Genomic DNA, 25,733 nt, shown 5'->3' on the forward strand with positions numbered 1-25,733 from the left:
CGATTTGTTCAAGCAGCGTGGTCGAGTTGGCTCCGCCGGAAGTGCCGGAAGTGCCGGAAGTGCTGGAAGTGCTGCCGGTCGCGGTAAGTCTGGTTTGACTAGGACTTCGATGGCACTCGAAGATCTGGAGTCTGCTGAAGCTCAGGCGATTGAGCAGATGCCTCTAAAAAGACCAAAAGCGAAAAGCTTGAAGTCGAAGAAGCTTAAGTCGAGAAGTCTTAAGTCGAAAAAGCTGAAGTCACGAAGCTTGAAATCGAATAAGTCGAAATCAAATGCTTCGAAAGACTTTGCTCAGAAAGATTTTGACGCTCACTTTGACGGTCGTATCAAAGCGAGTGGCAAAATAACGCGTCGTAAGAAGCGTGAAAAAACTTTCGATTGGCTTATGGACATACTCGGTTTGTGAAACGTATAAACGGGTTGGTGTGGCAGTTCATCTTATAGATGTTTTGCCACGTAAAAGTGAAAACAAATCAAAACACAGTACAGGGACACTGCGTAAAAATGGTTAAGAAGAATTTAGGTGGAATAATGAGTGATATTTGGACGATTTTGCGTAATGCTGTCGTCTGGATTGGGCGATTTGCTGTGCGTGCAGCTAAGATTGCGCTTATTTGCGTGATTTCGGCGGCGATGTGGTTGCCGACTTGCATCAGCACTAGTACTGCTGTAGCTTTTGAGCCTGTTCACTCTGCTTCTGCTAGCGCTTCTGCCGGTAATTCTGCCGGTAATTCTGCTAGCGCTTCTGCCGGTAATTCTTCTGACAATGATTATATTGACGAGAATGGCGTTAGGAATCCATTTAAAAAGCTAAGGGCTATGCAGAATAATAATAGCCAGTCGAATAAAACGCCTTTTGAAAAATTGCTTGAGAGCAGTGGAAACCAATACAATTACGGCGGCAATGGTGCTGCCGGTGCTGCCGGTGCTGCCGGTGCTGGTGTTGATGGTGCTGCCGGTGCTGCGAACAGAGATTACTACAATAGCTTGCCTCCATTTATGCAATTAGGTGCCGGTAATCGCGCAAATGACTTGGACAAGATATTAGGGAACTCTGGTTCCGCTGGTTCCTATGGTTCTGCTGGTTACTATTCCGCTGATTCTTATGGATCCGGTTCTTATGGCTCCGGATTATACAATTTGGATAAGCAGTCTTCAGACGACGCAAGTAAACCAATTATTGAACGCTTGCAAGAACAAAAAGCCAAAGAGCAAAACCGCGAAGCGCAAGAACGCAGTGGTGAGCGCGATTCTTACGAAGTGTATCATCCTGGCTGCGGTAAGGATTATGCTCGCGGCGAATGCTTTACTGTCGAAGGCGATGGTGCTGGCGCTCGTGCTACAAACGGCCACGATTTGGATGTAAACGCTAAAGGTTACATGCACAATTCTGGAACAGTAAACGGTGCTGTTGATTATCCTCGTGGACATTATGAGAATGGCCCTGTGCCTGAAGATCCTTCCGGAACTAACCACTTTGGTAAAACGTACTTCACGCCGTACCCTAGAGGCACGTATATTATGAAGCGTTTGCGTGATATGACTATTAGCCCGCAAGGTAACGGCATGGATGTGTATAAGTTACCTTTGGATGATGTTGCAGACTTTGTGTTTGTAAAGCGCACGCCTAAGCTTTCCGGCGGCGGCTTCGTGTGGGATATAATTTTCAACATGGGTGGCCGCACGCAGGGTGCAGCTGATGCTCTTAACTACTTTACGGTTCCAAAAGGTCAGACTTTGGACAAGGGTAGCGAAGGTGGAAGGCAGTACATTCAGCGAGTCCTGTACACGGGTAGGGAAGAAACTGCAATGTACAAAAAGGAGGTAAAGCATATTGCCAACCCTCCTCGCGAAACTTGCTCATTCTCGTGGGATAATCCTAACGGTTTGTGCAGCAAGGAAGTGAAGAGTAGCGATTTTGCTCCGGGTGATGATCTTACCGCAGCTTGGGATAAGATGAGCGGCAGTGACGACAGTCAAAACGGAAACTATTCTAGACTTCTTCCTCAATCCATAAGTAGTGATGACTTAAATAGCGATAAAGTTATTGGTTCTTGCCGAGATGGATCTGGTTTAGTTTGCATTAGTTCTTCGAGTTATGCGGCTCCGGATGATGGCGTCCACAAGATTGCACCTAAGACAGAAGGTAGTTACGGGCGAGGATACTCTCCTGCGTACATGGCTATCGTAAAAAATCTTTACAAGTCTATAGAAACTGATACTCAGCGCGTCTTTAGTTTTGTGAATGAAGTTCATAAGGAATCTGGCGATTATGAAGTTCCTTACACTTATAAGATTCATTTCACTACCAGTACTCAGCCTGGGCACGAGAACGATTCGTTCTTCTACGCTGCAGGATCTTACTACGGCAGAAGGAATAATACTGCTTTTTACGGTCGGACTGATCCGTTTGGGAATAATTCTAAGTATTCGTTAATAAGTTTTGGCCGTAATCGTGGTAAGTATATGTATACCACTATGTACCAGCAGTGGTATGGTGCGCCGCGAATTATGGATGTTCAGGCGCCAAGGTGGCACTTCCTTAAGGGAACTGGTTTGGGGCCGTATAACAGCAATAATGGTAACTACCTTTCTAATTACGGTATTACGTTCTCAAGCGTTCTTCTGAATTTAGTAAATAGGCCTTTATATGATTCTCCTGCTATTCAAGTGAATGATAATATTCGTCTGCTCCCAGATTATTATTCTTCTAATAACGGTTACGCTCGAGGCAATCAGTGGTTCCGTACTCCTGGTGTGGGGGATCACAATACTGTTGATTCAACGCCTGGAAGGCATAAGCTGCAACTAAAGTACAGTAACGATTATTATCGCATTAGCGAAACGCAGGATTTGTGGTATAGGATTATTACGCAAACGGACGTGTTTAAGCCTTTGCAAACCGAGGAGTGGATTGACGATAAAACAAGTCCAACTGCTCCAAAGTATTACAATTACGATAAGCCGCTTCCGAATCCTAAGACTTTCGTGCAATTTGTGAAGAATAGGGCGCATTTATACAAGCAGGTAATGGCTTTTGACCCTAACTTGTTCCTTCCTGTAAATGCGAATATGTACGGCACTAACATAAAGTATGGTTCCGTACGGCAAGAGCCTGGCAAAACTACGGCGTATCCTATTGACGAAACTTACAAAGATTCTAAAGACAACGACGCTAACGATAATCTTCGTAAAAACGCTGTGTACAACGTTGAATGGACTGACCAATGGGGTGAGCAGCCTCGTAAAAACACGTTGGAAGATGCGGATGTAAAAATTGCTGCGAAAGTGCCTGTTGTCAGTGTGCTAAATCCTTGCGCTCACTCTAAGATTTTGGATGAGCATAAGGATGAAATGAATGGGGATAGGTCTGCGTCTAACGGGGATAGGTCCGCTGTTGATGCAAGCATGCGTTCGGCTAATACTGAGCGGTCTGCGGACGTTGAAAATCGTGACGCTGCAACGTCTGCGTGCTGGCCTACTCCTCAGGATGCAACGAAACGCAATATTTGGTACATAAGTAACGCTCCAAAAAATGCAAAGCAGGGGGATGAAGTAACAGACGCAGAAAAGCAGAAAGTTATAAAGAAAATCAATAGTCAGTACAGCACTTGGATGCGCAACAAGTATAGTGCGCAGTTGCAAGATGGCCAGGAGCCTACAGTTTTGCCAAAGGTTGTGTTTGTAAAGTACGCAAAAATTACGTTCTGGGATAACTCAACTACTGTTATACCTGTTGTATTTGCTTACGTTGACTATGAGGATCCAAAGCTTGATGTAAAAGTGAGCGTAAATAATGGCGATGCTGAAGAAGTGCCAGAAGATGGTATGAGAATTGCTGTTGGAAGCAAAATTAAGTTCTGGGTTAAAGGTCATGACGATACGAAAATACTTCTTGGCGTTATGAAGCAGGATACGGTTAAGAAGTATGTTGGGGATAAATTCCGTGACGACTTCAAGATGATTAATGACCGTAAAGTTGACGAAGACGAGGATCCTGATCGTAAAGGCGGCGGCCACTTTAAGACTATAAACTATGACGATTTTAATCATGGTAATGGTAGTAGTATGCCTCACACTGATAAAGATCAAGAAGGCTGGGTTCTAAAGAAAGATTTGGAAAACAATAGTCGAGCTCAAGGCTCGCCTACGGTTGGAGCACAGGATCAATCTGATAACGGCGGTATTCACGATCTTATATTCCACGGTTGGGATGCTGCAGGAAACTCAGTATTTAAGAAGATTAGGCTGATTATTGTTTCTAAAGATTACGGTTTGCCAAACGTTTGGTGGGATAAGCGCACGAAGGAAGTTGGCAATAACGTAGATAAAAACGTCCATAGGGACACGAGTAAAGACTATAAGTATTACGTTGGGCGCGTAAAGCCGTGGGATGGTGATAAGCGCGTGCGCTCGATTATGGTACGCATTTGGGCGCGTGGTAAAAACAAGCCTGTGGTTGACCCTGTACAAAGTAAAACTCATAAGAGTTTTGATGAAAAGTGTCCTTCGGACGGTAGCTGCTACGGAATTATTATTCAGAGAGACGGCTTAGGAAAGCCGTGGCATCAGGTGAATACTTATAACCACAATAATGATGCTGCAAGCTCGGATGGATCTAGAGCTGCTGAGGATAGAGCTGCTTTAGAGGACAGAGATGCAGCTGATGACAAGTCGGCTGATGGAAAGGCGGCTGACGGTAAGGCTGCTGACGGCAAGGCGAAAGTTGACAACAAAGCTAAAGCTGGCAACGAAAAGACTGAAAATGCAAAACCTGGGGAGAACTCTACCCAAAATCAGCAAAAGTCGAAGGAACAGCAGCCGCAAAAGCAGCAGAATCAGTCGCAAAATCAGCAAAAGCAAGAAAGTAAGCAGGAACAGCAGATTCAGCAGACTCAAGCCAATAACAAGCCTGCTTCTTTGAAGATTTCTAAAGAACTTAAGAAGAATCCTAAGAATAAGACGGCTAAGAAGAATTATAAGAAGGATTCTAAGAAGCGTAACGTTCCGGGAAGGCGCGGTAGTGTAAAGCTTGCTGTGCTTAAGGAAGGTGACGGTAAAGACGCTGGTAGTGCCGGTAATAAACCTGAAAATCCGCAGAATGCTGAAAAGAAGGACGAGCGTAAGCCTGAGAAGAAGGACGAGCGTAAGTCTGAGAAGAATGACGAGCGTAAGTCTGAGAAGAAGGACGAAAAGAATACCGAAAAGAATGCTGAGCAAAAGCAGAACGAAAAGCAGAACGAAGCAGGCGATTCTAATGCACCTGAAGAGGGAAATAAAGACGCTGAAAAACAGAATCGAGATGCTGAAGACGACCGTGCTGCAGGAAATCCAAGTGATGAGAAGCTCAAAGAAAAGTACTCTAAGCGAGTGATTACGGATCTAAAAGGCAAGATTCCTGGTTGCGATCCGGCAAAAGCTCCGGACGGAAGCTGCGAAATTACGTTCGACTCTCAAACTGGCGATATTACGATTCCGGAATACTTTGCGGAAATTGGCTCCAGAATTTATGTGGATGCTGGCATAACGGGAGACTCGGCACAAGCTATGGACGAAGTTAAAACCAGCCTTTGGCAACTCACCGGAGTTTCGGAAGAATCCGACCCGCTTCCGTTGAAAATTACGTGGCCAAATGGCTTAGTGCAAGTAAGCCCGTACGAGTTAAACGACGCAGAAAAGGGAGCATTGCTTACTTGGATGCGTCACGACCCTAAGAATTACAGGCTTTTTGGCTACCGCGAGGAAGAAATCGGCATTAAAGGCGAAGATAAGTACGATACTTATAACAAGTACGATAAGTCTAGTAATAAATTCACTTACGCTCAAGGAGATAATAAGCCTAAGTATTCTTGCAAGGCGGATGACAAGCATAGTAGCGACTTGCAGTGGAAGCTGTGCCTAGACGGAGTTATGGAACCCCGTAAAATCATTAGAGATATAAAAGATATTCCTAAGATGGAGTATTCGAGGAAAAAGCTTGTTTTTGAAAAGCTAGAAACAAGCGATAAAACTGAGCTGAACCCTGTTATGAATAAGGTGACGCGCTTTGTAGACATGCGTAAGGATTATACGTGGGAGCTTAAAGGTACAAAGGTTGATGGAAGGGAAAGTGACCCGGGCTTCGAAATGCGAGGAAACCAACAATACGGTACGCAGTATTTAGTGTACAAGTGGAATATCAACACGGGTAAAAGGCTTAACACGGATGCTGTGCTTGATTTAATTAAAGGCGTGCCAAAAGCTCAAGATCCAAATAAGCCGCAACCTTCGCTTAGCAAAGTTCTTGACGGTTCGAAGAATAAGCGCGATATTTTGTATGGTTCTGGCGATAACGATGGTTGGAACGATGGTTTGCCAAACCGCGGATTGAGTGTTGGTTATGCTCCTAATGATGGTACGTGTACTACAGGCGAGGATAGCGACAATAATGGAAAATGCCAGTGGGAAAACGTGCTTGATTTAGTTAAGTATACCCCGGATGAGCATGGTGGAAATGTTGGTTCTTTTGCAGACAACGTTGATGTGAACATGATTGGTAATAAGGAAGTTCCTATTACGGATAAGCTCATAAACGTCGGGAAAAAAGATGAGCGTAGCGAGTACACAATTCGTAAAGACTTCCTTATGCCTGGAGGAAAGTATTTTAACGGTCAAGCAGATAACGAAAACATTGGTGACATTATAACCGAGAATAAAGGCGTTAATTCGGTGAACGATTACGATAATCCGCCACTTAAGTACGGAGAAAGTGATGACGAAGCTGCAAAAAGATACTTCAACAAACGACCATTTATGCACGCGCAACTGTTCGTACATAACGGCCTAATGATGAACGATCTGCTACTGAGAAATAATGATTTTGATAAAAATGATGTAATACAGGACGTTACCACGAACGTAATTAACGTGTGGTTCGTGCCTGTGGACGGCAAAAAGCCGACGATTAGTGCGAAGAAGTATGACAAAAACGGTAAGCCGTGGAATATTCATGGTGATTGCCTGCACAACAATGGTAGTGGTAGTACTATGAGTTGTGGACTCAGAAGTGACGATTCTATCGATTTGGACAGAGTATGGTATAACCCGGCTTATACGAGTGATAAATACGGTAACGTAGATAATGCTACTATACATTTAATTGATAATTTGAAGCTGGATGATGACTTCAATGCGTACGACAAGACTATACAGCCTGAATCAAAATATGAGAACGGTGAATCGAAACCAAGAGAGGGTAAATCAAGTAAAGTTCTTGAAGATAATTTGCGCGTGAAAATTCTCGTTTGCAAGAGCACGGGCGGTGATAGTTACAATTGCGACGGAGCTAAGAGTCTCGAGTTTGTTAAACGTGGAAAAGAGTATATTAAATCGCTTCAAAGGTTTATTGAATCTAACAGAGGCAATAAGCCTGGGGACACTATATTCAAGATGGTTGCTTCAACTACAGATAGCGCTGGTAAAAATAGCGATGAAACTGCTGTAGGATGCTTCAGAGTAACGTGGAAAGAAGCGCCGGGGCCTAGCGTAGTTGCGTACGATGGAAATACGCACGAAGAGCCAACTACTGAGAAAAATTGGCTTTATCAAAATGAAGGAGCTAATACTTCAGAGTTAAATAATGGAGTATTGGTACAGCCGTCGCAGCAAATGTATGGTCGTGAGTATGCTGCAAAACGAATGGTTATTTACTTCCATCCTAGGAAGGAATACACCGTTGCGGCCAGCAGTGCAAACGGAGGCGCAAACGGAAGTACCGGTGGAAGTAATGAGCAGTCCTACGACATTGGTAAAAAAATTGCATTGTGCTTGACGCCGAAAGGTATTTATAAATACTGGCTGCTGTGCGATGGGTACGATCCTGCAAAAGAAATAAGAGGATGGTATGATGAAGCCAAGTATGATACAAAAGGTCCTGGTATATACATTAATCCGTCTAATGGTGATGTTCGCTTCACGCCTAATTACTTGGAACCGGGCAGCGTAGTCCGAGCGCGCAGCCGTACAGGTTGGTATGCAGGGCCGTGGTCCCCAATGCCAGGTTTACGCGACGTTGAAGACTCTGACGACAACCAAGACGCCAGAACTGGTGAAAAATCAGGCAAAGTGCGTTCAATAGGTAGGGATCGTGGCGCGGATAACACGGTGGAGCTTGCTAAACAAGAGGATGCTGATAACGTCCTGCCAATGGAATTAGCAAAAGAAAAGCCAAGCGAAGTGTGCAGGCCAGATAATGTTTCTGCAAACAAGTGGTTTAAAGACCAACATCCTTCCGACTGCGTGTACTTCGGCGTATCCATGCAAAGGCGAATTGTGCAAGTGCACCCAATGCTGCTAAGCGGTGACGAAAAGCACGCAATCAAAACCGAATTACACAAAGAAAACGGAAGCGGAAACTGGATTAAAAGCGATAGCGAAGTCACTTCAAACGATGAAATAGCGCTAAGCCCAGGCCAAGCAATGGTGACGTTTAAGGAAAACGACTACGATACTAGCCATAATCCACACGTAGCTAAGCCGAACAACTTCCCTGAAGATAATTACGGAGGCAGAGCCGGGAATATACAAGACGTAGCCGTATTGACGCGCGGTTGGCGAAGCCGCATACTAGTGCCGCTGCCTAGAATCAAGCAGATTACGCGATTTGCTCGACTTCGCGCGCCTGAAAACTTTGACAATACTAATGGCGATAAAGATAAAGCAGCCGACTATTTGGTGACGTGGAATCATCAGTACGTTAATAATCGAAAAGACGACCCAGGATTTAAGCTGTCTCCAGACAGAAAATCGCTGTTCTATCTATTCAACCTCGGCACTAAAGCGCCGTTTACGCTTAACGACCTGCAGTCGGGAATTGTGCTGAAGCCGAATACCGTAAGACTTGAAAAAGAGTGCGGTAAAGGTTACAACTTGTACGACTGCCAGCCGTCGCTGCGCGAAGTAAAAGGTAGCAGCAAGGTTGATGGCGAGTATCAAGAAAACGGTGTTACTGTTGGCCAAAACGGTTACAAGATGATTGAGAACAACTTCTACGTGTATACGCCGGAAGGTAATGGCGATACTGGCGGAAGTGGCGGTGCTGGCGGTGCTGGTGGTGCTGGTGGTGCTGGTGGTGCTGGCGCTCCTAGCGGTGATAGCGAGCATAACACTTCGCACTTAACGTCATACGTAAACATTATCGACATGACTTCTGCTAATTGGAGAGGTGATGGTAGTGGCCTCAGTGGTGGCGGCGGTGACCATATTACTGGTGGTGACGGCAGAACTTACGGAACTAACGATAATAAAGATGAAGTCAGCTTCAGTGGCATAGCTGCATGGGGTAGCTCTGGAGCTATTGCAACAAACAAAGATAAGTTCCATATTACAAAGAACGATAAGGTGTTTGCTGAACCGCAAAGCACTCAGCTGATGACTCTAGGAGATAGCTGGGTGAATAAGACGCTGCTTGACACGCGCGGACGTGATAAAGCCAAGTACAACGCGGAAGGTGACAGTACCGACGAAGCCGCAATGCGCGTATACGTAATACCTGTTGATAACGTTGGGCCAACTGTTGCTGCAACTGCAGGATCGCTTTTAAGCGGGCACACGAATGCTAATAATCCTTACGTTGTAGCGATGGATGAGAAGGACTACTCTAAGCTCACGGTTGAGGGTAATCCTTTGGAATACGACAAGGACGGAAAAGTTTCGAAGTCGGAAAGCAAGGATAAAAATAAGACTCTGTTTGCGGATGTTCACGACGACTACGATAGCTTCTCTAGACTCAGCGACCTTAGCTTGTACGCGTGCAAAGTCAATAAGGCTGGAGGCGCAACTGATTTTGGCAACTGTACGTCGATAATGGGTAGCAATGGCTCCTTTGATGCTAAGACGTTTAAGACGTTAAAGGATAACGGCAGTGGAGTTGAATACGCTTTGTACGGACGTGCAAAAGATAGGTCCGGCAACAAGAGTGAAGACTTTGATAATAAAGATAATAAAGGTAAGGGTCGCTTAGTCGGATACTTCAGCTTCGGATACTTAGTGCGTCCGGTTGCGCTGCCTTACAGCGGCGGCCAGGCTGCAATATGGTTCAGCTTCATGTTCGGCGTGCTGTTGGCTTTGTTCTTGGCGTCCGGCGCGTTCGGAAGGCGCGGATGGCTTAGCTCGGTGCTTAGCGGCAACGGATTCGGCTCGCTCACCGACAGTAAGCACTGCGATGCTTCGGCTGAAGCGCTTCGAAGCGGCAATCTGTTCAAGTGGCTTCGACGCTGACGCGTAATTGCTGCTGAGTTTGGACTTATAGCGTTTGCGTAAGTCCAAACTCGCGCCATGCCAAAAATCAACTCATAATACGGTTTAAGTGAATATCGTGTGTGTGAGGGGTGGGTGTTGCTTGGTCGAGCAATATAAAAGCGGAGCGATAGTAATAATCTTGTTGGCGAATACTATTTTTGCAGAAAAAGTAAGTAAAAAACTAAACTTAACTATGCAACTGTTAAGTCTAAGTAAGGTATAAGAGCGTAGCGCTGCGAGACAAGTAACACCCACCACTCACAGCCACACAAGAAACCCGCCAGCCAAGCACCAGCCAAAACTCGCGCCACGTTAAACAAAATGTAATATAAACTATACTTTCTCATGAAACTATATTCGTCTGCGACGCAATATAATAAAGTTATGACGTTAGTATCAAGTAAACAGCATGCGCAATCGCCTTTAAGCCAAGCAGAGCCAATCATTCCGCGCGTGCTAAGCGTAGCCGGCACAGACCCAACAGGTGGAGCCGGAATACAGGCAGATCTCAAATCAATCATGGCGGCAGGCGGCTACGGCATGTGCATACCAACTAATTTGGTTGCGCAAAACACTTACGAAGTGCGCGAAGTATTCACGCCGCCTGTCAGCTTTTTCCGCACTCAACTTTCGTGCGTGTACGACGACGTCACAGTTGACGCACTAAAAATCGGCATGCTCGGCTGCACTGAATACATTGAAGCAATGCGAGACTGGATGCGCGATAATCCGGTTCCTGTAAGCGTGCTAGACCCGGTGATGGTATCGACATCCGGAAAAAGACTACTAAAAACCGAAGCAGAAGAAGCAATGCGAAAATTCATAAGCTGCGTCGATATAATAACGCCAAACGTGCCGGAATTGGCGTCATTATGCGGATCTGAAATAGCCGATAGTTTCGCAAAAGCTTGTGATCAAGCAAGAATGTTAGCTGCAAAAAACAATGTAATAGTAATCGTAAAAGGCGGACACTTAACAGGCGAAGACGTAGGAAACACTGTAGTATTTCCAGACGGCTACAAGCAGCACATACCAAGCGAACGAGTTGAAACAAGCACGACTCACGGAACCGGCTGCTCGCTTTCATCCGCGCTAGCTACAAAACTTGGAGCCGCTTTGCGAGCAAAGAAACGTTTATATGATTACGATACTGTAGTACGTGCGCTTAAATGGTCTACGGACTGGCTACATGATGCGATTGCAGCCGGAAGCGAACTGCACGTAGGTCACGGTCATGGTCCAGTGAATCACGCTGTACGATTCATGAACTGCGGTATTCAGTGGCTTTCGTAACAACACGAGCGCAACAACACGAGCATTAGACGCGTCGGCTTATCTCGCGTATTCTTGTATTAAAGCGTATAAAAGCGTAATAAAGCGTGTTGTGTTACAGAATTAAATGTACGCAAAATACGCAATGTATGTGCGCAATGTACGCAAAATACGCAGGTGAACAATGTGGTTATGCCGCAGCTATGCGCAGACGCAGCGCTGAGCGCACGAAGGAGGCTAGTATGGTACAGGAAAAGGCTGTTCTAGTAGGTGTAGACGGTTCCCACGCAAGCTACAAAGCTGCGTGGTGGGCGGCGAATTATGCAAAGCACGCAGGGTTGCAGCTTCAAATTGTGTGCGCGTATTCGCTACCAAGTTACGCAGCAGTCTCATTCGACGCAACTTACACGTCAATTGGAGACGACAATGCTGCGCATCGAGATGCGCAAGAGATACTGTCAAAAGCAAAAGCAGTAGCGTTAGAACAAGGCGTAGATGCAACAACGCTTATAGTTACAGGAGATCCTTCATCGGTATTCGTTGAGTTATCACGAAACTACCAGCTTATAGTTATAGGCAACCGCGGCAAAGGTGGATTAGCGGAACGGCTACTCGGAACCACAAGCTCGTCGCTACCGGCATATGCATACTGCCCGATAGTAGTAGTGCCGTACACTGATGACGATGGTCAGCGAATACACTTAAATAACACAATTACGCGTGTGGCAGTAGGCTCAGACGAGTCGAAGTGGGGACTTAAAGCGCTAGAAATTGCTGCAGATTTGGCAGACAGTTGGCATGCTGAGCTTGACGTTATATCTGCAGTACCAAGCGTACAAGGTGCTGAAGGTGACACGGCTGTAATGGGATCGTATATGGACGATCTTGAGGAGCGAGTAAAGCCAATTCTCAAGCGTCTACCGGATTTGAATATTCACCGCACTGTAGTACCAGGTTCAGCAGTAGACGCTTTAACTCAAGCAAGTCTAAACCACGATTTAGTAGTAGTAGGTTCGCGCGGACGCGGCGGATTTACAGGACTTCTGCTTGGTTCTATAAGCCAAGGATTGCTGCAACATTCTTCAAGACCAGTGTATGTTGTGCCACGCAAGTACGTGGAATTTAGTGCAGCGCAGGTTGCAGAAGCGCAGAAGCAAAGTGAAAAAGCTTCCTTAGATGATATTTCCGGCGTGCGTGAGGTAGAAGTGCCAAAAGCTGGTGTTGATACTGCAAAGGAAATCGAGCAGACAATTGACCCATTAAGGTGAGTGAGTGGATTTAGTATAGAGCGTATTTAAAGCGTATTTAAAGCGTATTTAATGTAGATCGTATCTACAAGAAGATAGAGCCTGGAATCGTATGATCCCAGGCTCTTTAATGGTTTCAGTGTCAGTTACGTCTATTTGTCTATCTAATCTATTTAGTCTATTTGTCTATTCAGTCTATTTAGTCTATTTGTCTATTCAGTTACGTCTAAATTTAAACCTAATTTTAAGTTATTAAGATAGAACACTATCACGAAACTTGCAAAAAACAATAGCCTTTTTCAAAAAATTATAAATTTTCTTACTTATCGCGTTTTTTCAGTATAAACCGTGCGCGTCTAGCATCGCGCTTGGCCTTCTTTTCGGCGAGCTTCTCCTTATTCATAGCGATTGCGCGCTCATAAATTTTCAGAAGTTCCTGAGCTTGACTCTTAAAATCATTATTTTTAGAATACTCGAGAACATTCGTCTTCAACTGCGCTTGCTCAGACTCGCTCATATCCAAAACTTTAGTAAAAACAGTCTTGAAATCTTCACGCGTATCCCACTGATACCCGTTTTGACCACTAATAATCTGATCTTCGTTAGGCAAATCATGCTTTACAAGCGCGAACAGCCCGGAAGCCATCGCCTCAAGCATAGAAAGCGAGTGCATCTCAGAAAGCGAGGCTGTAGTGTAGTAATCCATTGCGTGCAAATACTTTGGAATTTCAGTATGCGGTATTGGTCCTAGCAGACAAATCCTATCCTCAAAACCATTTTCAGCAACATGCTTACGCAACGATTCCAAATCAGGGCCGCCGCCAATCACAAAAAGTCGAGCTTTATCGCGAGGAAAATCGCAGTACATGAAGTTATCAATCAACTCGGCAATATTTTTCTCTGCGCCTATGCGACCAACAAACACAAACAGTTTAGTCGAGTCAGAAACGCCGTACTTTTTGCGAAATTCCTTGCGGAAAGCAAGACGCTCAGGAGTAGGTAGGAACTTCTTATACTCAACTGCATTGCTGAGCACAATTACTTTTTTATTCACCTTTTGGCGATCTATATACGCCTGAGCTTTAGAAGACATGCTCGTAATAATTGTGGCGTTTTTTGAGAATCGCATAAAATATTTCGCTGAAAGGTTACGTGAGAAGTTAGTAAAATGCTTCAAACCGATATAAAACAGGAATTTATCATATTCCGTATGAAGAGTGTAGATTACAGGAACATGCTCTTTTTTCGCAACCTCTAAGCCGATTTCGCCAATACCAAACTCGTTTTGAATATGAATAATATCAGGCTTAAATTTTAGTGGAAGTTGCTTGCGCATGTGGCCAATTGGAAGAGCTACGCGATACTTATAAAGCTTCTTTAGTAATATGCCAGGAACGTAGACAACGCCATCTACAAGCTTTGTTTTGCGCTGCTTTTCGGAGCCGACTGTGACAACAAGAACCTCGTGACCCAGCTCTTCGTACATTTTTTTAAGCATATAAGATTGCGTTGCAACGCCATTAATATACGGCGGATACGTTTCTGTAAAAATCGCGATTTTCAAAGCTTCCTCCGTTTGTATACATGCATACGTGGCGTTGGTATTGCGCAAGTGTATTAGCATCTTTCGTACACAATTGTGCCACAAGTGGCGAATTTTTGGGAGATTTGTGAGTGCGGCGTGTGGGAAGTGGGGAAGCGCGTGGGAAAGCGCATGGGAAAGCGTGTAGAGATGCTCGTTGGGAAGCTCAATGAGACGCGCGTGCTCTTTTGCGCTTTTAATGGCGAACCGTAACGTTTACTCTTACTGCAGCACCTTTTTCTAGAGTATGTTTAACAGTGCAACCCTTAGAAATATGGCGTTCCATACGTTGCTTAAGTGCGTCTGCAGCATCATCGCTAAGAGCTGGCTTTGCGCAAGTGGCATCAAGCGTAACATCTTCCTGAAAACGCAAGTAAGTTCCTTCTTCCGCATCGTAAGTGCCGTTTACAACCACGCGTGCGCCGGAACCATCGCCGACCGCCTGCTCGGCCGCATATTGGCTACTAAGTGCAGTGCATCCAGCCAAAGCAATCTGCAGCAACTCAACCGGAGTAAACATTCCGTCGCCGCGGCCAAAACTTAAAACTGCGCCGTCGTCACTTTTAGCTTTCCAAGTGCCATCTTCGTCGCGCTCGACCCATATTCTTCTAGGCATTTTGCTCCTTTGCTGCAATCGTATTTCTTCATATTATCGTAAGGATCGTAACTCTGCGCTCGATCGCAGAGGCTAGCGTTTTGCGCGGTAGACATATGTTTTACGAGCGCGATTCTTTAAATTTATTGTCGCTTTGTTAACATGGCAGTATGGCTTTAACAGAAGAAGAACTTGCGGCAATTCGCGCGCGCGTACCACAAAAACCAGCGTCTAATATTCCTACTCCTTACGAGGATTTAGTGCGAAAAATCCTTACGGAAGGCACTCTAAAATCAGATCGCACTGGCACAGGTACAATTTCGCTTTTCGGCCAGCAAATCCGCTTCGATATTAGCAAATACTTCCCGCTTATCACCACGAAAACCGTGTTTTTCAAAGGACTCGCGTACGAGTTGCTTTGGTTCCTTAAAGGCTCGAGCAATGTGCGCTGGTTGCAAGAAAATGGCGTTCATATCTGGGATGAGTGGGCGGATGAGAATGGCGATTTAGGCCCTGTTTATGGCGTGCAATGGAGGAGTTGGCCGGCGCCGACAGAGGAAAATCCAAATCGCACAATCGACCAAATTGCGAACGTGCTAGATCTTATGAAGAATCATCCAGATTCTCGTCGAATGATTGTTAGTGCTTGGAATCCTGCAGAAGTTGAGAACATGGCCTTGCCGCCTTGCCATTCGCTTTTCCAATTCTATGTTGCTGATGGCAAGCTCTCGTGCCAGCTTTACCAGCGTTCTTGCGATATGTTCCTCGGCGTGCCGTTTAACATTGCGTCTTACTCGCTTTTGACGATGATGATGGCTCAGCAGGCAGGACTTGAGCCGGGTGAGTTTGTGTGGACGGGCGGCGATTGCCATATTTACGACAATCACGTTGAGCAGGTGCTCGAGCAGCTTTCGCGCGAACCATACCCGTATCCGCAGCTTAAGATTCGTAAGGCGGATTCGATTTTTGACTACGATTACAGCGATTTTGAAGTGGTTGATTATAGGCATCATCCGACGATTAAAGCTCCGGTTGCGGTGTGATATTTTGTGCTGAGTGACTTTGCGTAGTTTTGCGCGAGTTGTTTTGCGTTAGATTTGCGAGTCGTTGCGCGAGAATTTTGCGTGAGTAGTTGCGCGAGATTTTATATGCGTTAGTAGAAAATAGCCTTAGTAGAGAATAGCGTTAGTAGAAAGTGGCGTTAGTATGTCGAATAATTTTCCTGTGCGTCTGATTTGGGGACAAGCGTACGGAACTGACGGAAGGACCGGCGCGATGGGCGTGAACGGTGGCATGCCGTGGCGACTTTCCCCGGATTTGCGCTATTTTAAAGAGATGACAATCGGCTGCCCTGTGATTATGGGTCGAGGCACCTGGGATGCGACGCCGCCGAAATTCCGTCCGCTGCCTGGGCGCGAAAATATTGTTGTTACGCGAAATCCGGATTTTGTGGCGGATGGTGCGCGTAGTTTTACTAGCATTGACGCAGCTTTGGATTACGCGCGAGAATGGTTGGAAAATCAGGAAACGCTGGAAAATCAAAAAGCGCTGGAAAATCACGTAAATCAGGAAGATTCACCTCAAGATTCGCCTAAAGGTTCACCTAAAGACGGACGTGCAATCTGGGTTATTGGCGGGGCTGCAATTTTGCACGAAATGCTTGCAAATTATCACGCGGACTCAGCTTACGTAACGCAAATCGAAGCGAAAGTTGATGCAGACACGTTTGCTCCCGATATTCAAAATCTTGTAAATACTGGAAAATGGCGTGTTGCGCGCGAAGGCGAGTGGCAGGAAGCGCCGCTGAAAGTAGGTAGCGAAAGCAATCCTGCACGATATCGTTTTATGGTATATGAGCCTGCGCAGTAACAGTAAGACGTTAGATCACACTAAATCCAAAAGTAAACGAGGAAATATGACTGAAGAATCAAGCAAAATCAAGGTAGACGCGCGTCACCCATACACTGTTATGACAGTTTGCACGGGGAATATTTGCCGCTCGCCAATGGCGGAAATCGTGTTGCGCAATGAGTTTGCGCTTAGGGGATTAAGTGACGTTGTTGCCGTGCGTTCCAGCGGAGTCAGTGACGAAGAATACGGAAATCCGATCGATCGACGTGCGCAAAGGGAATTGACAAAACGCGGATACCACCTTCCAGCAACGCATTTTGCGCACAGAATTGATGCAGACGAGATTGCGGAAACGAATCTGTTTTTGCCAATGACGGCATCACATATGCGCTCACTTTTGCGATTGCTTCCTGCGCAAAAGCGCGAGCTTGTACACATGTACCGCGAGTTCGATCCGTCGCTTCCCAAGCCTCAGCCTGGTCGCGAGATGCTGCTTGATTTGGCAGATCCATGGTACGGAGGTCCTCGCGAATTTGAAGTTGCAATGGATCAGGTTGAAGAGTGCGCGCCTTATATAGCAGACTGGGTTTGCGCTCGCATTGACAGAGCCTAGAGCAGATTCTGTTGACAGAGCCTAGTTGCAGAGTCAATTGACAGAGTATAGAGCGCGCACTTAAAACCTAAACCAAAAACTAAAACTAATAAGCTATTCGCCCAATCGATCCAAAAGAAGTGCTTCGGTAACAATATTTCCGCGCAAACCTGGTAACGAAATTGACTCGTTAGGGCTGTGAGCATTAGACTTCGGATCTTCCGGACCAGTTACAAGAACCTGCGCCTTTGGGAAGATGCGCTGAAGTTCCGGAATAAACGGAATCGAACCACCTTCACCCTTATTTACAGGCTCCACGCCGAAAGCATCGCGCATAGAAGCGAGAGCATCCTTCGTTGCAACAGCATCCGGATCCATAGCCCAGCCCATGCCGCTATCAATCGGCTCTGCCGTAACTTCTGCACCAAAAGGCGCGTGAGATACCAAAAAGTCACACAAGGCTTTCTGCGCTTCTTCAGGACGCTGCGAAGGTGCGGTACGAAGCGAAAGACGCAACTTAGTTTCGTGAGCAATCACATTAAAACTGCCCTCAACTGGGTGCGCATCCATGCCGATTACCGTCAAGCTCGGCTTAGTCCACATGCGCGCGGCGAGAGATCCAGTGCCGGCAAGCTTATAAGAATCGACTACTGAAGCGTCGGCACGCACTTGTGCCTCGTCCAAATCGCGCTGCAAACCGCCAACCGGCTCCTCTGCGGCAATTCCAGGAACAGCTAAATCGCCATCCTTGTTATAAAGCGAAGCAATAAGCATGGAAGCAAGCGTATAAGCGTCCAAAATTGGGCCGCCAAACTGTCCGGAATGCACCTGATGACCAAGTACTTTAACCTTCACATCCACGTCGGTATTTCCGCGCAAACTCGTTGTAAGACTTGGGATTTCGGCAGACCAGTTGCCGGAGTCAGCAACGATGATTACGTCAGATTCGAACTCGTCTTTATGCGATTCGATGAACGGGATGAAGCTTGGTGAGCCCATCTCTTCTTCGCCTTCGACAAAGACTTTAATATTTACGCGCAAGTCGTCGCTTAGCGCGCGCAAAGCACCGTAGTGGATTGCGATTCCGCCGCCGTCGTCAGCAGCGCCGCGGCCGTAGAGGCGACCGTCTTTCTCCGTGCCTTCAAATGGGTTCGTGTCCCACTCGGATGGGTCTGGAACTGGCTGCACATCGTGGTGAGCGTAGAGCAAAACCGTTGGCGCGCTCGGGTTTACGATGCGCGAGCCGACCACTTCAAAAGCGCCAGGAGTGCCGTCCGGATTCGTGGACTGCTCAACGCGCGCATCCACACCAACCTCACGCAACACTTCAGCAACGTACTGAGCGGACTTGCGCATATGTTCTCCGGAAATTCCCTTGGCAGAAACCGCAGCAAGCGAAATCTTCTTATTCAATACGGAAACAACGTCGTCCCAAGCATTTTGCACGCGTTCGCGCACATCATCGACTGCTAAATCTGCCATAAATCCTCCAAAGTATTTTCCAAAGTATTTTCCAAAGTATTAAATTAAAAGATGTAAGTGTATATAAAACGCGTTAAACGGGTTAAACGAGTTATAACGTGTTAGGACGTTTTAGGACGTTTTATAACGTTTTAGGACGTTCGCGCGTAAAACATTTACGTATAAACTATATCCGCGAGTGTGTAAAGTTAGTGAGAATCAACTTAAGTGCGTTGCGTAAGTGCGTTGCGTAAGTGAATTGAGTATCTAGTAAGTGCGTCGAGTCTGTTGAGTAATCTGCAAACATGACATGGAATCTACTCGCAAAAAAATCAGCTGCTGGCGACGCTGCTAATAACGCTGCAGCGAACGCTTCAGAAAAAGCTGCAGCAAAAGCTGAGACGCAATCTGCAGCAGCACAGAAAACGCGCGAAAAAAACGCGCCAACACCAAAACGCAACGCTGTACAAGCGGAAAAACTTCGTCCACTCGTACCAGCGGATCGAAAAGCAAGCGCAAAACGCGCACGTGCTCGCCTCAGAGAGCGAGAAAACGAGCAGTATGAGGCCATGAAATCCGGCGATTTAACGCACATGCCAAAGTCAGAGCAGCTTCCATGGCGCATATACATTCGCGATTACGTTGACGCGCGCAGAAATCTTACGGAATTCTTCTTTCCTTTTGCAATATTAATAATGGTCTGCCTATTTTTTGCTCAAGGTCTTTTAGGTCAACGATACGTAATCGTGTATTTCGGACTCGCTGTGGCCTTATATGCTTACATACTTTTGTCGATTATCGATCTGATAGTAATGTGGCGAAAGCTTAAGAAAAAACTTATTAAAAAATTTGGTGACGCTCCAGTTCAGCGCGGATCAAGATCTGCGATGTATGCTTTCAGCCGAGCGTTACAGGTGCGTATTTGGAGATTGCCGAAACCAAGCAGCAAAAAGCGTGGAAATTGGCCGAAGTAAAATTACTCTTGTAAAGACGGTTCTGTAAGGGCGTTTTCGTAAGGGCGTTTTCGTAAGACGTTTTCGTAAAACGCGCAATTATTGCCACTATAGATTATTATTAGTAGCAACTCATTTACGCTTAATCAAATCTGATTAGCGCAGCGAATATCAGGGGATAAACGCATGGCAAAAGATAAAGCACAAAGCACGAAAAAGAAGGGCATGATTTCACAAATCGTGCGCATCTACAAGTACACGCATTCGGATGACAAACAGCTGCCAATATGGTTGGCAGTTGCGTTTGCTTTGCCTATAGTGATTGCGATCGCGCTTGGGCTGATTTATAGCTGGTCGATTTTATCTTGGATTTTTATGCTAATCACTGCTGCTATGGTTGGTTTGCTGCTGTTTACAGTGGTTCTTACGAAGCGTGCAGACAAAGTAGGTTACGCTAAGTTGGAAGGTCGTTCGGGGGCGGCGGCCGGCATACTTTCCGGCATAAATAAAGGCGGATATTCATTCCCACAGCAACCTGTATGGGTTGATCCGCGAACTAAAGATGCGATTTGGCGAGGAACGGGCTATTGTGGCGTGTTTCTTGTGGGTGAAGGTAATTATGATCGCGTTATGCGAGCGATGGACAGGCAGGAGCATGCTGTTAAAAGTGTAACTGCCGGGTCAAATATACCTGTGTATCGTATTGCTGTTGGAAGTGGGGAGAAGCAAATTAAGCTTAAGGAATTGCGCGGAAAGGTTTTGAAAGCTAAGACGTTGCAGCCTATAAAACATAAGTTTGCGTTTATGGATAAGATTCATCCGAATCGCAGATTCTTCCTCACTAAAGCGGAGCTTGCGATTTTGAACGAGAGACTGCGCACGTTGCAGGGCAAGAACGGATTTGGTATTCCTAAGGGGATTGATCCGACGCGTCCGCAGCGAGTTAGTCGACGTGCGATGCGCGGTAAGTGAGTAGGCTTGCGGTGCGGTAAGTGAGTAAGCTTGCGGTGCGGTAGGTGAGTTTTTGAAAATAAGATGATTAGCGTGCGTAAGTGCCGTTTGTTCGGTGCTTGCGCACGTTTTTTATTGTGTCGGTTGGAGTATGTCGTCGTACCTCGATTTTTTGCAGCTTACTTAAAATTGTCGAAAACATATAATCGTTTGGTGAAATCGACAAAACACGGTGTGATTTTGTCGAAAACACCAAATCAACTGGTGAAATAGACAGAATACGAGTCGAAATTGTCGAAAACATATAATTGTCCGATGTTTTTGACAAAACGCAAGACAAAACTGTCGAAAACACCAAATCAGCCGATGTTATAGACATTTTCTATTGACTGCCAAAATTATTTGCATGTTGTTCATTGCTCCATTTGCGAGAGAGTTGTCTCGCATTTGGAGGGTTTATAGTCGTTTTCTGCTCCATTTGCGAGAGAGTGTTCTCGTAATTGGAGCTGTCTACCTTACTTTTTGCTCCAAACGTGAGAGGATTATCTCGCATTTGGAGGGTTTGATTCTACTGAATGCTCCATTTGCTGGCGCGACGACCTGCTTGAGCGCTGCGATTTAGCGCGCGAAAGCAACTCGGAGCGGAAACTCGCTCAAGTTGGAAGTCCAGTGGACTTCCAACGCGAGTTTCGTAGCGAGCGCTTATAGCGCGAGCGTTAGAACACATTTGGAGGGTTGTCGTCTGTGTTTTGCTCCAAACGTGAGAGGATTATCTCGCATTTGGAGTTGTTGATTAGATTATTTGCTCCATTTGCGAGAGATGGTTCTCGTGAATGGAGGGTTGGAGGGTTGTGCGTCGACGCGGTGCCGTACAATCGTCAATCGACACGGGTGCTTTTGGTTGACGCGTTACTAGCGCCGCAAGAGCTGAGAGAAAACCGCTTGAACGTGAATCCGGGTAATACCGGCGCACGGAGGTCAATTTTCCCGTGCCTGGAGAGGTGTTGCAAGGTTTCTTTGTAACGCAAAGTATTGCATGTAACGCATCAAAATGTAACGCATTGCAATACACAACAAGAAAGGCACATTTTTTATGTCAGAAGAATTAAAAGAGAAGGCTAAGATTAATTGGCGCTGGACCGTCGCTGATATTACTGTTACGGTAGTTATTGGCGTTGCTTCCGGTGTAATTTTCTGGATTGGCTATTTTACTCATCATTTCCTCGATATTCCATTTGCTGCAGTTCCTGGTTTGAATTGCTTGTACTATGGTTTGTTCTATTTCCCTGCTTGCTTGGCCGCAATTATTGTTCGTAAGCCTGGAGCTGCATTCTTAGGTGAGTTTGTTGCTGCACTTACCGAATTTCTTATTGGTACCAGCTGGGGTGCAACTGGAGTTTTGATTCCAGGTTTAGTTCAGGGTATTTTTGGTGAGATTATTTTCCTTTGCTTCCTATATCGCGTTTGGAATGTTTGGGTTGCTACTCTTGATGGTGCATTCACGGCATTTGGTGGCACTGTGATTTCATACATTCTTTGGGGTGAAGGTGCGTCAATCTTTAGCGATTACATGATTATCAGCACAATTTCTGGACTCATCTCTGGTGCGATTATTTCGGGCTTGTTGATGTGGTATTTGTATAAGGCAATTTGCTTAACTGGCGCGTTGGATCGTTTTGCATCTGGTCGCGTAGCTCGTGCTTAGTTGCAAATTTGCTAAATAGCGAAATTAAAAATTAAATATATTAAAAATTAAAAATCTATCATTGCCATAAAGGATTTACTATGCCTGATGCTACTAAATCGCAAGAATCTGAAACTTTCCTTCCAACAGATTTAAGTGATCGCAAGAGTATCAGCAACGCTAGTGACGCTAGTAGTGACGCTAGTAGTGACGCTAGTAATAACGCAAGTAACGCAAATAACGCTGAACTTCGTTTTGAGAATTGGGGTTATCGTCATGCTTCCCGTCGCGCTTTTGCGGTGCGCGGGTTGGACCTCACGATTAAGGCGGGGCAGCGCGTGTTGCTGCTTGGTGCATCAGGCATAGGTAAATCTACTATTTTAAGCGGTGCGGCTGGTCTTATTGGCAATGATTTTGTGACAAAAGATAGCGTAAAAAATGCAAAAGATAGCGCAAAATCTCAGCAAACCACTCTCGTCGAAGATGCCGATGGTGGAGTGAGCGAGGGTTGCGTTTTAGTTGACGGCGTGCCGGTTCGACGTGCGCGCGGTCGTGTTGGTTTGGTTTTACAAGATCCGGATGCGCAGGCGATTTTCCAGCGTTTGGGTGATAACGTTGCGTTTGGTCCGGAAAATATGAACGTTCCGCGCGGTGAGATTTGGGATCGCGTGCGCGAAAGTCTTAAAAAAGTTGGGTTGGATGGCTTGCAATTGCATCGCTCAACGTCGCATTTAAGCGGCGGTCAGATGCAGCGTTTGGCGCTTGCCGGCGCGCTTGCTATGCAGCCGAGCGTGCTGCTTTTGGACGAGCCGACCGCGAATTTGGACCCGGATGGCACGCAGCAGATTGTGGGTGCGGTGCGCGCAGTTCTGGATTCGACGCGCGCCACGATGGTGCTTGTGGAGCATCACGCGGAGCCGTGGATTGATATGATCGACCGCGTGGTTGTGCTTGGGCTTGAAAGTGATGAAGCTGCTTATAGAGACGTTGCGGACGGCGAAACTGTTCACGACGACGATATCGCGCGCGCGGCTTCTTCTCGCACGGTGATTGTGGCCGACGGCACGCCTGACGAGGTTTTTACGCGCGCCGATTTGGACTTTGAAGATCTTGGAATTTGGCTTCCTGAGCGTTACAAGAAAAATACGAATTCTTCCGCAAGTAATTCTTCCGCAAACTGCGATCCAGCAGAAGGTTACGGAGAAGTGCTACTTTCCACGAAGGATCTCGCAATCAGCCATAATAGCGAGCCGATTGCGCAACACATCAATCTTGAGTTTAAAGCAGGGCAGATTACGGCTTTGGTCGGCGCGAACGGTGCTGGAAAATCAACGCTTTCGCTCACTTTGGCGGGTCTTTTGCCGGCAGTAAGCGGCGAAGTTGTGGCGAGTGATGCTCTTTCTAAAGGCGCGAACGGCACGAATCCAATGAAGTGGAAGTCGCCTGATTTGGCGAAGCGTATTTCGTACGTTTTTCAGAATCCAGAGCATCAGTTTGCGTGCGGTTCGGTGTTGGATGAGGTTATGTTGGGGCCGCTTCGCACGGGGGTTTCGGCGGATGAGGCGCGTGCGAAGGCGGAGGAGTTGCTTAAGCGATTCCGTTTGGCGCGTTACGCGAAGGCGAATCCGTACACGCTTTCGGGAGGTGAAAAGCGTCGTCTGACTGTGGCAGCGTCGCTTGCTGCGGCTCCGCGTGTGCTGATTTTGGACGAGCCGACTTTCGGACAGGATCGCAAAACTTGGTTGCAAATTATTAAACTTATCGCAAGTTTGCGCAGTGAGGGCGTGAGCATTATTGTGGTGACGCACGACCGCGAGCTGGTCGAGGCGTTGGGTGCGCGCTTGGTGGAGCTTGTGCCGGATGTGAAAACTGAAGCTGCTGAATCTTCTGAAGCTGATTGTGCTGCTGAAGCTGATTGTGCTTCCGAATCTGCTGAAGCGCTTGCTGTGAAATCTTCCGAAACTAAATCTTCCGAAACTAAATCTACCGAAACTAAATCCTCCGAAGTGAAATCTTCCGAAGCGCTTTCCGCAACTACCGGCGCAACAGACATTTCGCGTATCAAAGTGAGCGCTGTGAACAATCGCGACGAGGAAGCGAAACTTTCCAGTAGGTCGCCACTTCTTGCGTCAATTAACCCAGTATTTCGTATTTTCGGAGCGTTCGCAGCTTCGATTCCGCTGCTTTTTACGCTTGATTGCGTGTCGGCAACTGCTGCGTTGGTGATGGAATTTGTGATTTTTGCGTGCATCAAACTTCCGCCGTGGCGTGTGATTCGTCTTTCGTGGCCTGTGTGGGTGGGTGCGCCGACGTCCGCGCTCACTGTGCTGCTATACGGCAAAAGTGGCGGAAATACTTGGTTCCAGTGGTGGTTGATGCATGCTACGGACCGTTCGGCTATGCTGGCTGTTGCAACTTCGCTTAGGATTTTGGCGATTGGCGTGCCGTCGATTGTGATGGTTATTGGGCTTGATGCTACTGATTTGGCGGATGCTTTCAGCCAAGTGTTGCATTTGCCGGATCGATTTGTTTACGGCGGTTTGGCTGGAATTAGGTTGTTTGGCGTGCTGCAGGATGATTGGGTGGCGCTGACTGCGTCGAGGCGTTCGCGCGGTTTGGGTGATGAGCATCGCGTGAGGGCTTTCTTCCCGCAGTCGTTTGCGCTGCTTGTGCTTTCGATTCGACGCTCGACGACGCTCGCCACGGCTATGGAAGCGCGCGGTTTTGGGGGAGTCGGTGCGCGTTCGCATGCTAGGGTGAGCAGTGTTCGTGCGCGCGACTGGTGGCTTTTGGCTGTGTGCGCGATTGTGCCGTTGGTTGCTGTTGCGGCGGCGCTTTACTGCGGTACTTTCGCTTTCCTCGGCGGCGCGTGATAGCGTCTTGTGATAGCGTCGTGTGATATCGGCGCGTGATATCGGCGCGTGATAGCGCTACGAATTATTTGCGCACTGCCCGATTTTTTTTTGCAGCTTGATTGGGATTGTCGAAAATACCAAATCGTTTGGTGAAATAAACAGAATGTGAGTTGGGATTGTCGAAAATACCAAATCGTTTGGTGAAATCGACAAAACGCAAGTCAAAATTGTCTAAAATACCAAATCGTTTGGTGAAATAAACATAATTCGAGATGAAACTGTTTAAAACACATAATTGCCCGATGAAATCGACAAAACGCAAGTCAAAACTGTCGAAAATACCAAATCGTTTGGTGAAATAAACATAATTCGAGATGAAACTGTTTAAAACACATAATTGCCCGATGAAATC

The 25,733-nt window shown here is 46.5% G+C and carries 14 protein-coding genes; 10 read left to right on the forward strand and 4 right to left on the reverse strand.

Annotated features, from left to right (window positions below; all coding sequences use genetic code 11):
• The first annotated feature begins 504 nt into the window (after positions 1–504).
• From ACNEUN_RS01615 to ACNEUN_RS01625, 3 genes are all read left to right on the forward strand, one after another.
• Positions 505–10,257 carry a hypothetical protein gene (locus ACNEUN_RS01615; protein ID WP_463630362.1) on the forward strand — a complete coding sequence of 3,251 codons (9,753 nt, stop codon included), beginning with the start codon at positions 505–507 and terminating at the stop codon, positions 10,255–10,257.
• Positions 10,258–10,662: 405 nt separating this feature from the next.
• Positions 10,663–11,571: a bifunctional hydroxymethylpyrimidine kinase/phosphomethylpyrimidine kinase gene (thiD, locus tag ACNEUN_RS01620; protein ID WP_463630364.1), complete on the forward strand. Its 909-nt coding sequence runs from the start codon at positions 10,663–10,665 to the stop codon at positions 11,569–11,571.
• 221 nt (positions 11,572–11,792) lie between these two features.
• The gene (locus ACNEUN_RS01625; protein WP_427877483.1) at positions 11,793–12,818 is read left to right on the forward strand and encodes a universal stress protein; all 1,026 of its coding nucleotides are present in this window, start codon (positions 11,793–11,795) and stop codon (positions 12,816–12,818) included.
• Between the two features lie 298 nt (positions 12,819–13,116).
• Here the strand turns inward: ACNEUN_RS01625 and ACNEUN_RS01630 are convergent, their stop codons facing one another.
• Positions 13,117–14,361, reverse strand: a complete 1,245-nt coding sequence (locus ACNEUN_RS01630; protein WP_463630366.1) for a glycosyltransferase — start codon at positions 14,359–14,361, stop codon at positions 13,117–13,119.
• 214 nt (positions 14,362–14,575) lie between these two features.
• Complete coding sequence (locus ACNEUN_RS01635; RefSeq protein WP_463630368.1) at positions 14,576–14,995, reverse strand: OsmC family protein; 420 nt, start codon at positions 14,993–14,995, stop codon at positions 14,576–14,578.
• Positions 14,996–15,144: 149 nt separating this feature from the next.
• On the opposite strand from ACNEUN_RS01635, the gene ACNEUN_RS01640 reads away from it, so the two are divergent.
• The 3 genes from ACNEUN_RS01640 to ACNEUN_RS01650 all read left to right on the forward strand — a co-directional run bounded on the left by ACNEUN_RS01640 (position 15,145) and on the right by ACNEUN_RS01650 (position 17,438).
• The gene (locus ACNEUN_RS01640) at positions 15,145–16,017 is read left to right on the forward strand and encodes a thymidylate synthase (protein ID WP_463630370.1); all 873 of its coding nucleotides are present in this window, start codon (positions 15,145–15,147) and stop codon (positions 16,015–16,017) included.
• 163 nt (positions 16,018–16,180) lie between these two features.
• Complete coding sequence (locus ACNEUN_RS01645; RefSeq protein ID WP_463630372.1) at positions 16,181–16,843, forward strand: dihydrofolate reductase; 663 nt, start codon at positions 16,181–16,183, stop codon at positions 16,841–16,843.
• 46 nt (positions 16,844–16,889) lie between these two features.
• Positions 16,890–17,438 carry a low molecular weight protein-tyrosine-phosphatase gene (locus tag ACNEUN_RS01650; RefSeq protein ID WP_463630374.1) on the forward strand — a complete coding sequence of 183 codons (549 nt, stop codon included), beginning with the start codon at positions 16,890–16,892 and terminating at the stop codon, positions 17,436–17,438.
• Between the two features lie 93 nt (positions 17,439–17,531).
• Here ACNEUN_RS01650 and ACNEUN_RS01655 read toward each other — a convergent pair whose 3' ends face one another.
• Complete coding sequence (locus ACNEUN_RS01655) at positions 17,532–18,899, reverse strand: M20/M25/M40 family metallo-hydrolase (RefSeq protein WP_463630376.1); 1,368 nt, start codon at positions 18,897–18,899, stop codon at positions 17,532–17,534.
• Positions 18,900–19,183: 284 nt separating this feature from the next.
• Here ACNEUN_RS01655 and ACNEUN_RS01660 point away from each other — a divergent pair, with 284 nt between their 5' ends.
• From ACNEUN_RS01660 to ACNEUN_RS01675, 4 genes are all read left to right on the forward strand, one after another.
• Positions 19,184–19,852, forward strand: a complete 669-nt coding sequence (locus ACNEUN_RS01660; protein WP_463630378.1) for a DUF3043 domain-containing protein — start codon at positions 19,184–19,186, stop codon at positions 19,850–19,852.
• 165 nt (positions 19,853–20,017) lie between these two features.
• Positions 20,018–20,803, forward strand: coding sequence for a DUF4191 domain-containing protein (locus ACNEUN_RS01665; protein ID WP_427877468.1), 786 nt, complete (start codon positions 20,018–20,020; stop codon positions 20,801–20,803).
• 1,072 nt (positions 20,804–21,875) lie between these two features.
• Positions 21,876–22,487: an ECF transporter S component gene (locus ACNEUN_RS01670; RefSeq protein WP_427877466.1), complete on the forward strand. Its 612-nt coding sequence runs from the start codon at positions 21,876–21,878 to the stop codon at positions 22,485–22,487.
• An 80-nt stretch (positions 22,488–22,567) separates the two neighbouring features.
• Positions 22,568–25,339, forward strand: coding sequence for an ATP-binding cassette domain-containing protein (locus ACNEUN_RS01675; protein WP_463630381.1), 2,772 nt, complete (start codon positions 22,568–22,570; stop codon positions 25,337–25,339).
• A gap of 64 nt (positions 25,340–25,403) precedes the next feature.
• On the opposite strand, the gene ACNEUN_RS01680 is transcribed toward ACNEUN_RS01675, so the two are convergent.
• The coding region (locus tag ACNEUN_RS01680) for a hypothetical protein (RefSeq protein WP_463630383.1) at positions 25,404–25,733 on the reverse strand (330 nt) is incomplete at its 5' end.

The sequence above is a fragment of the Gardnerella sp. C0684A1 genome (genome assembly GCF_055326835.1).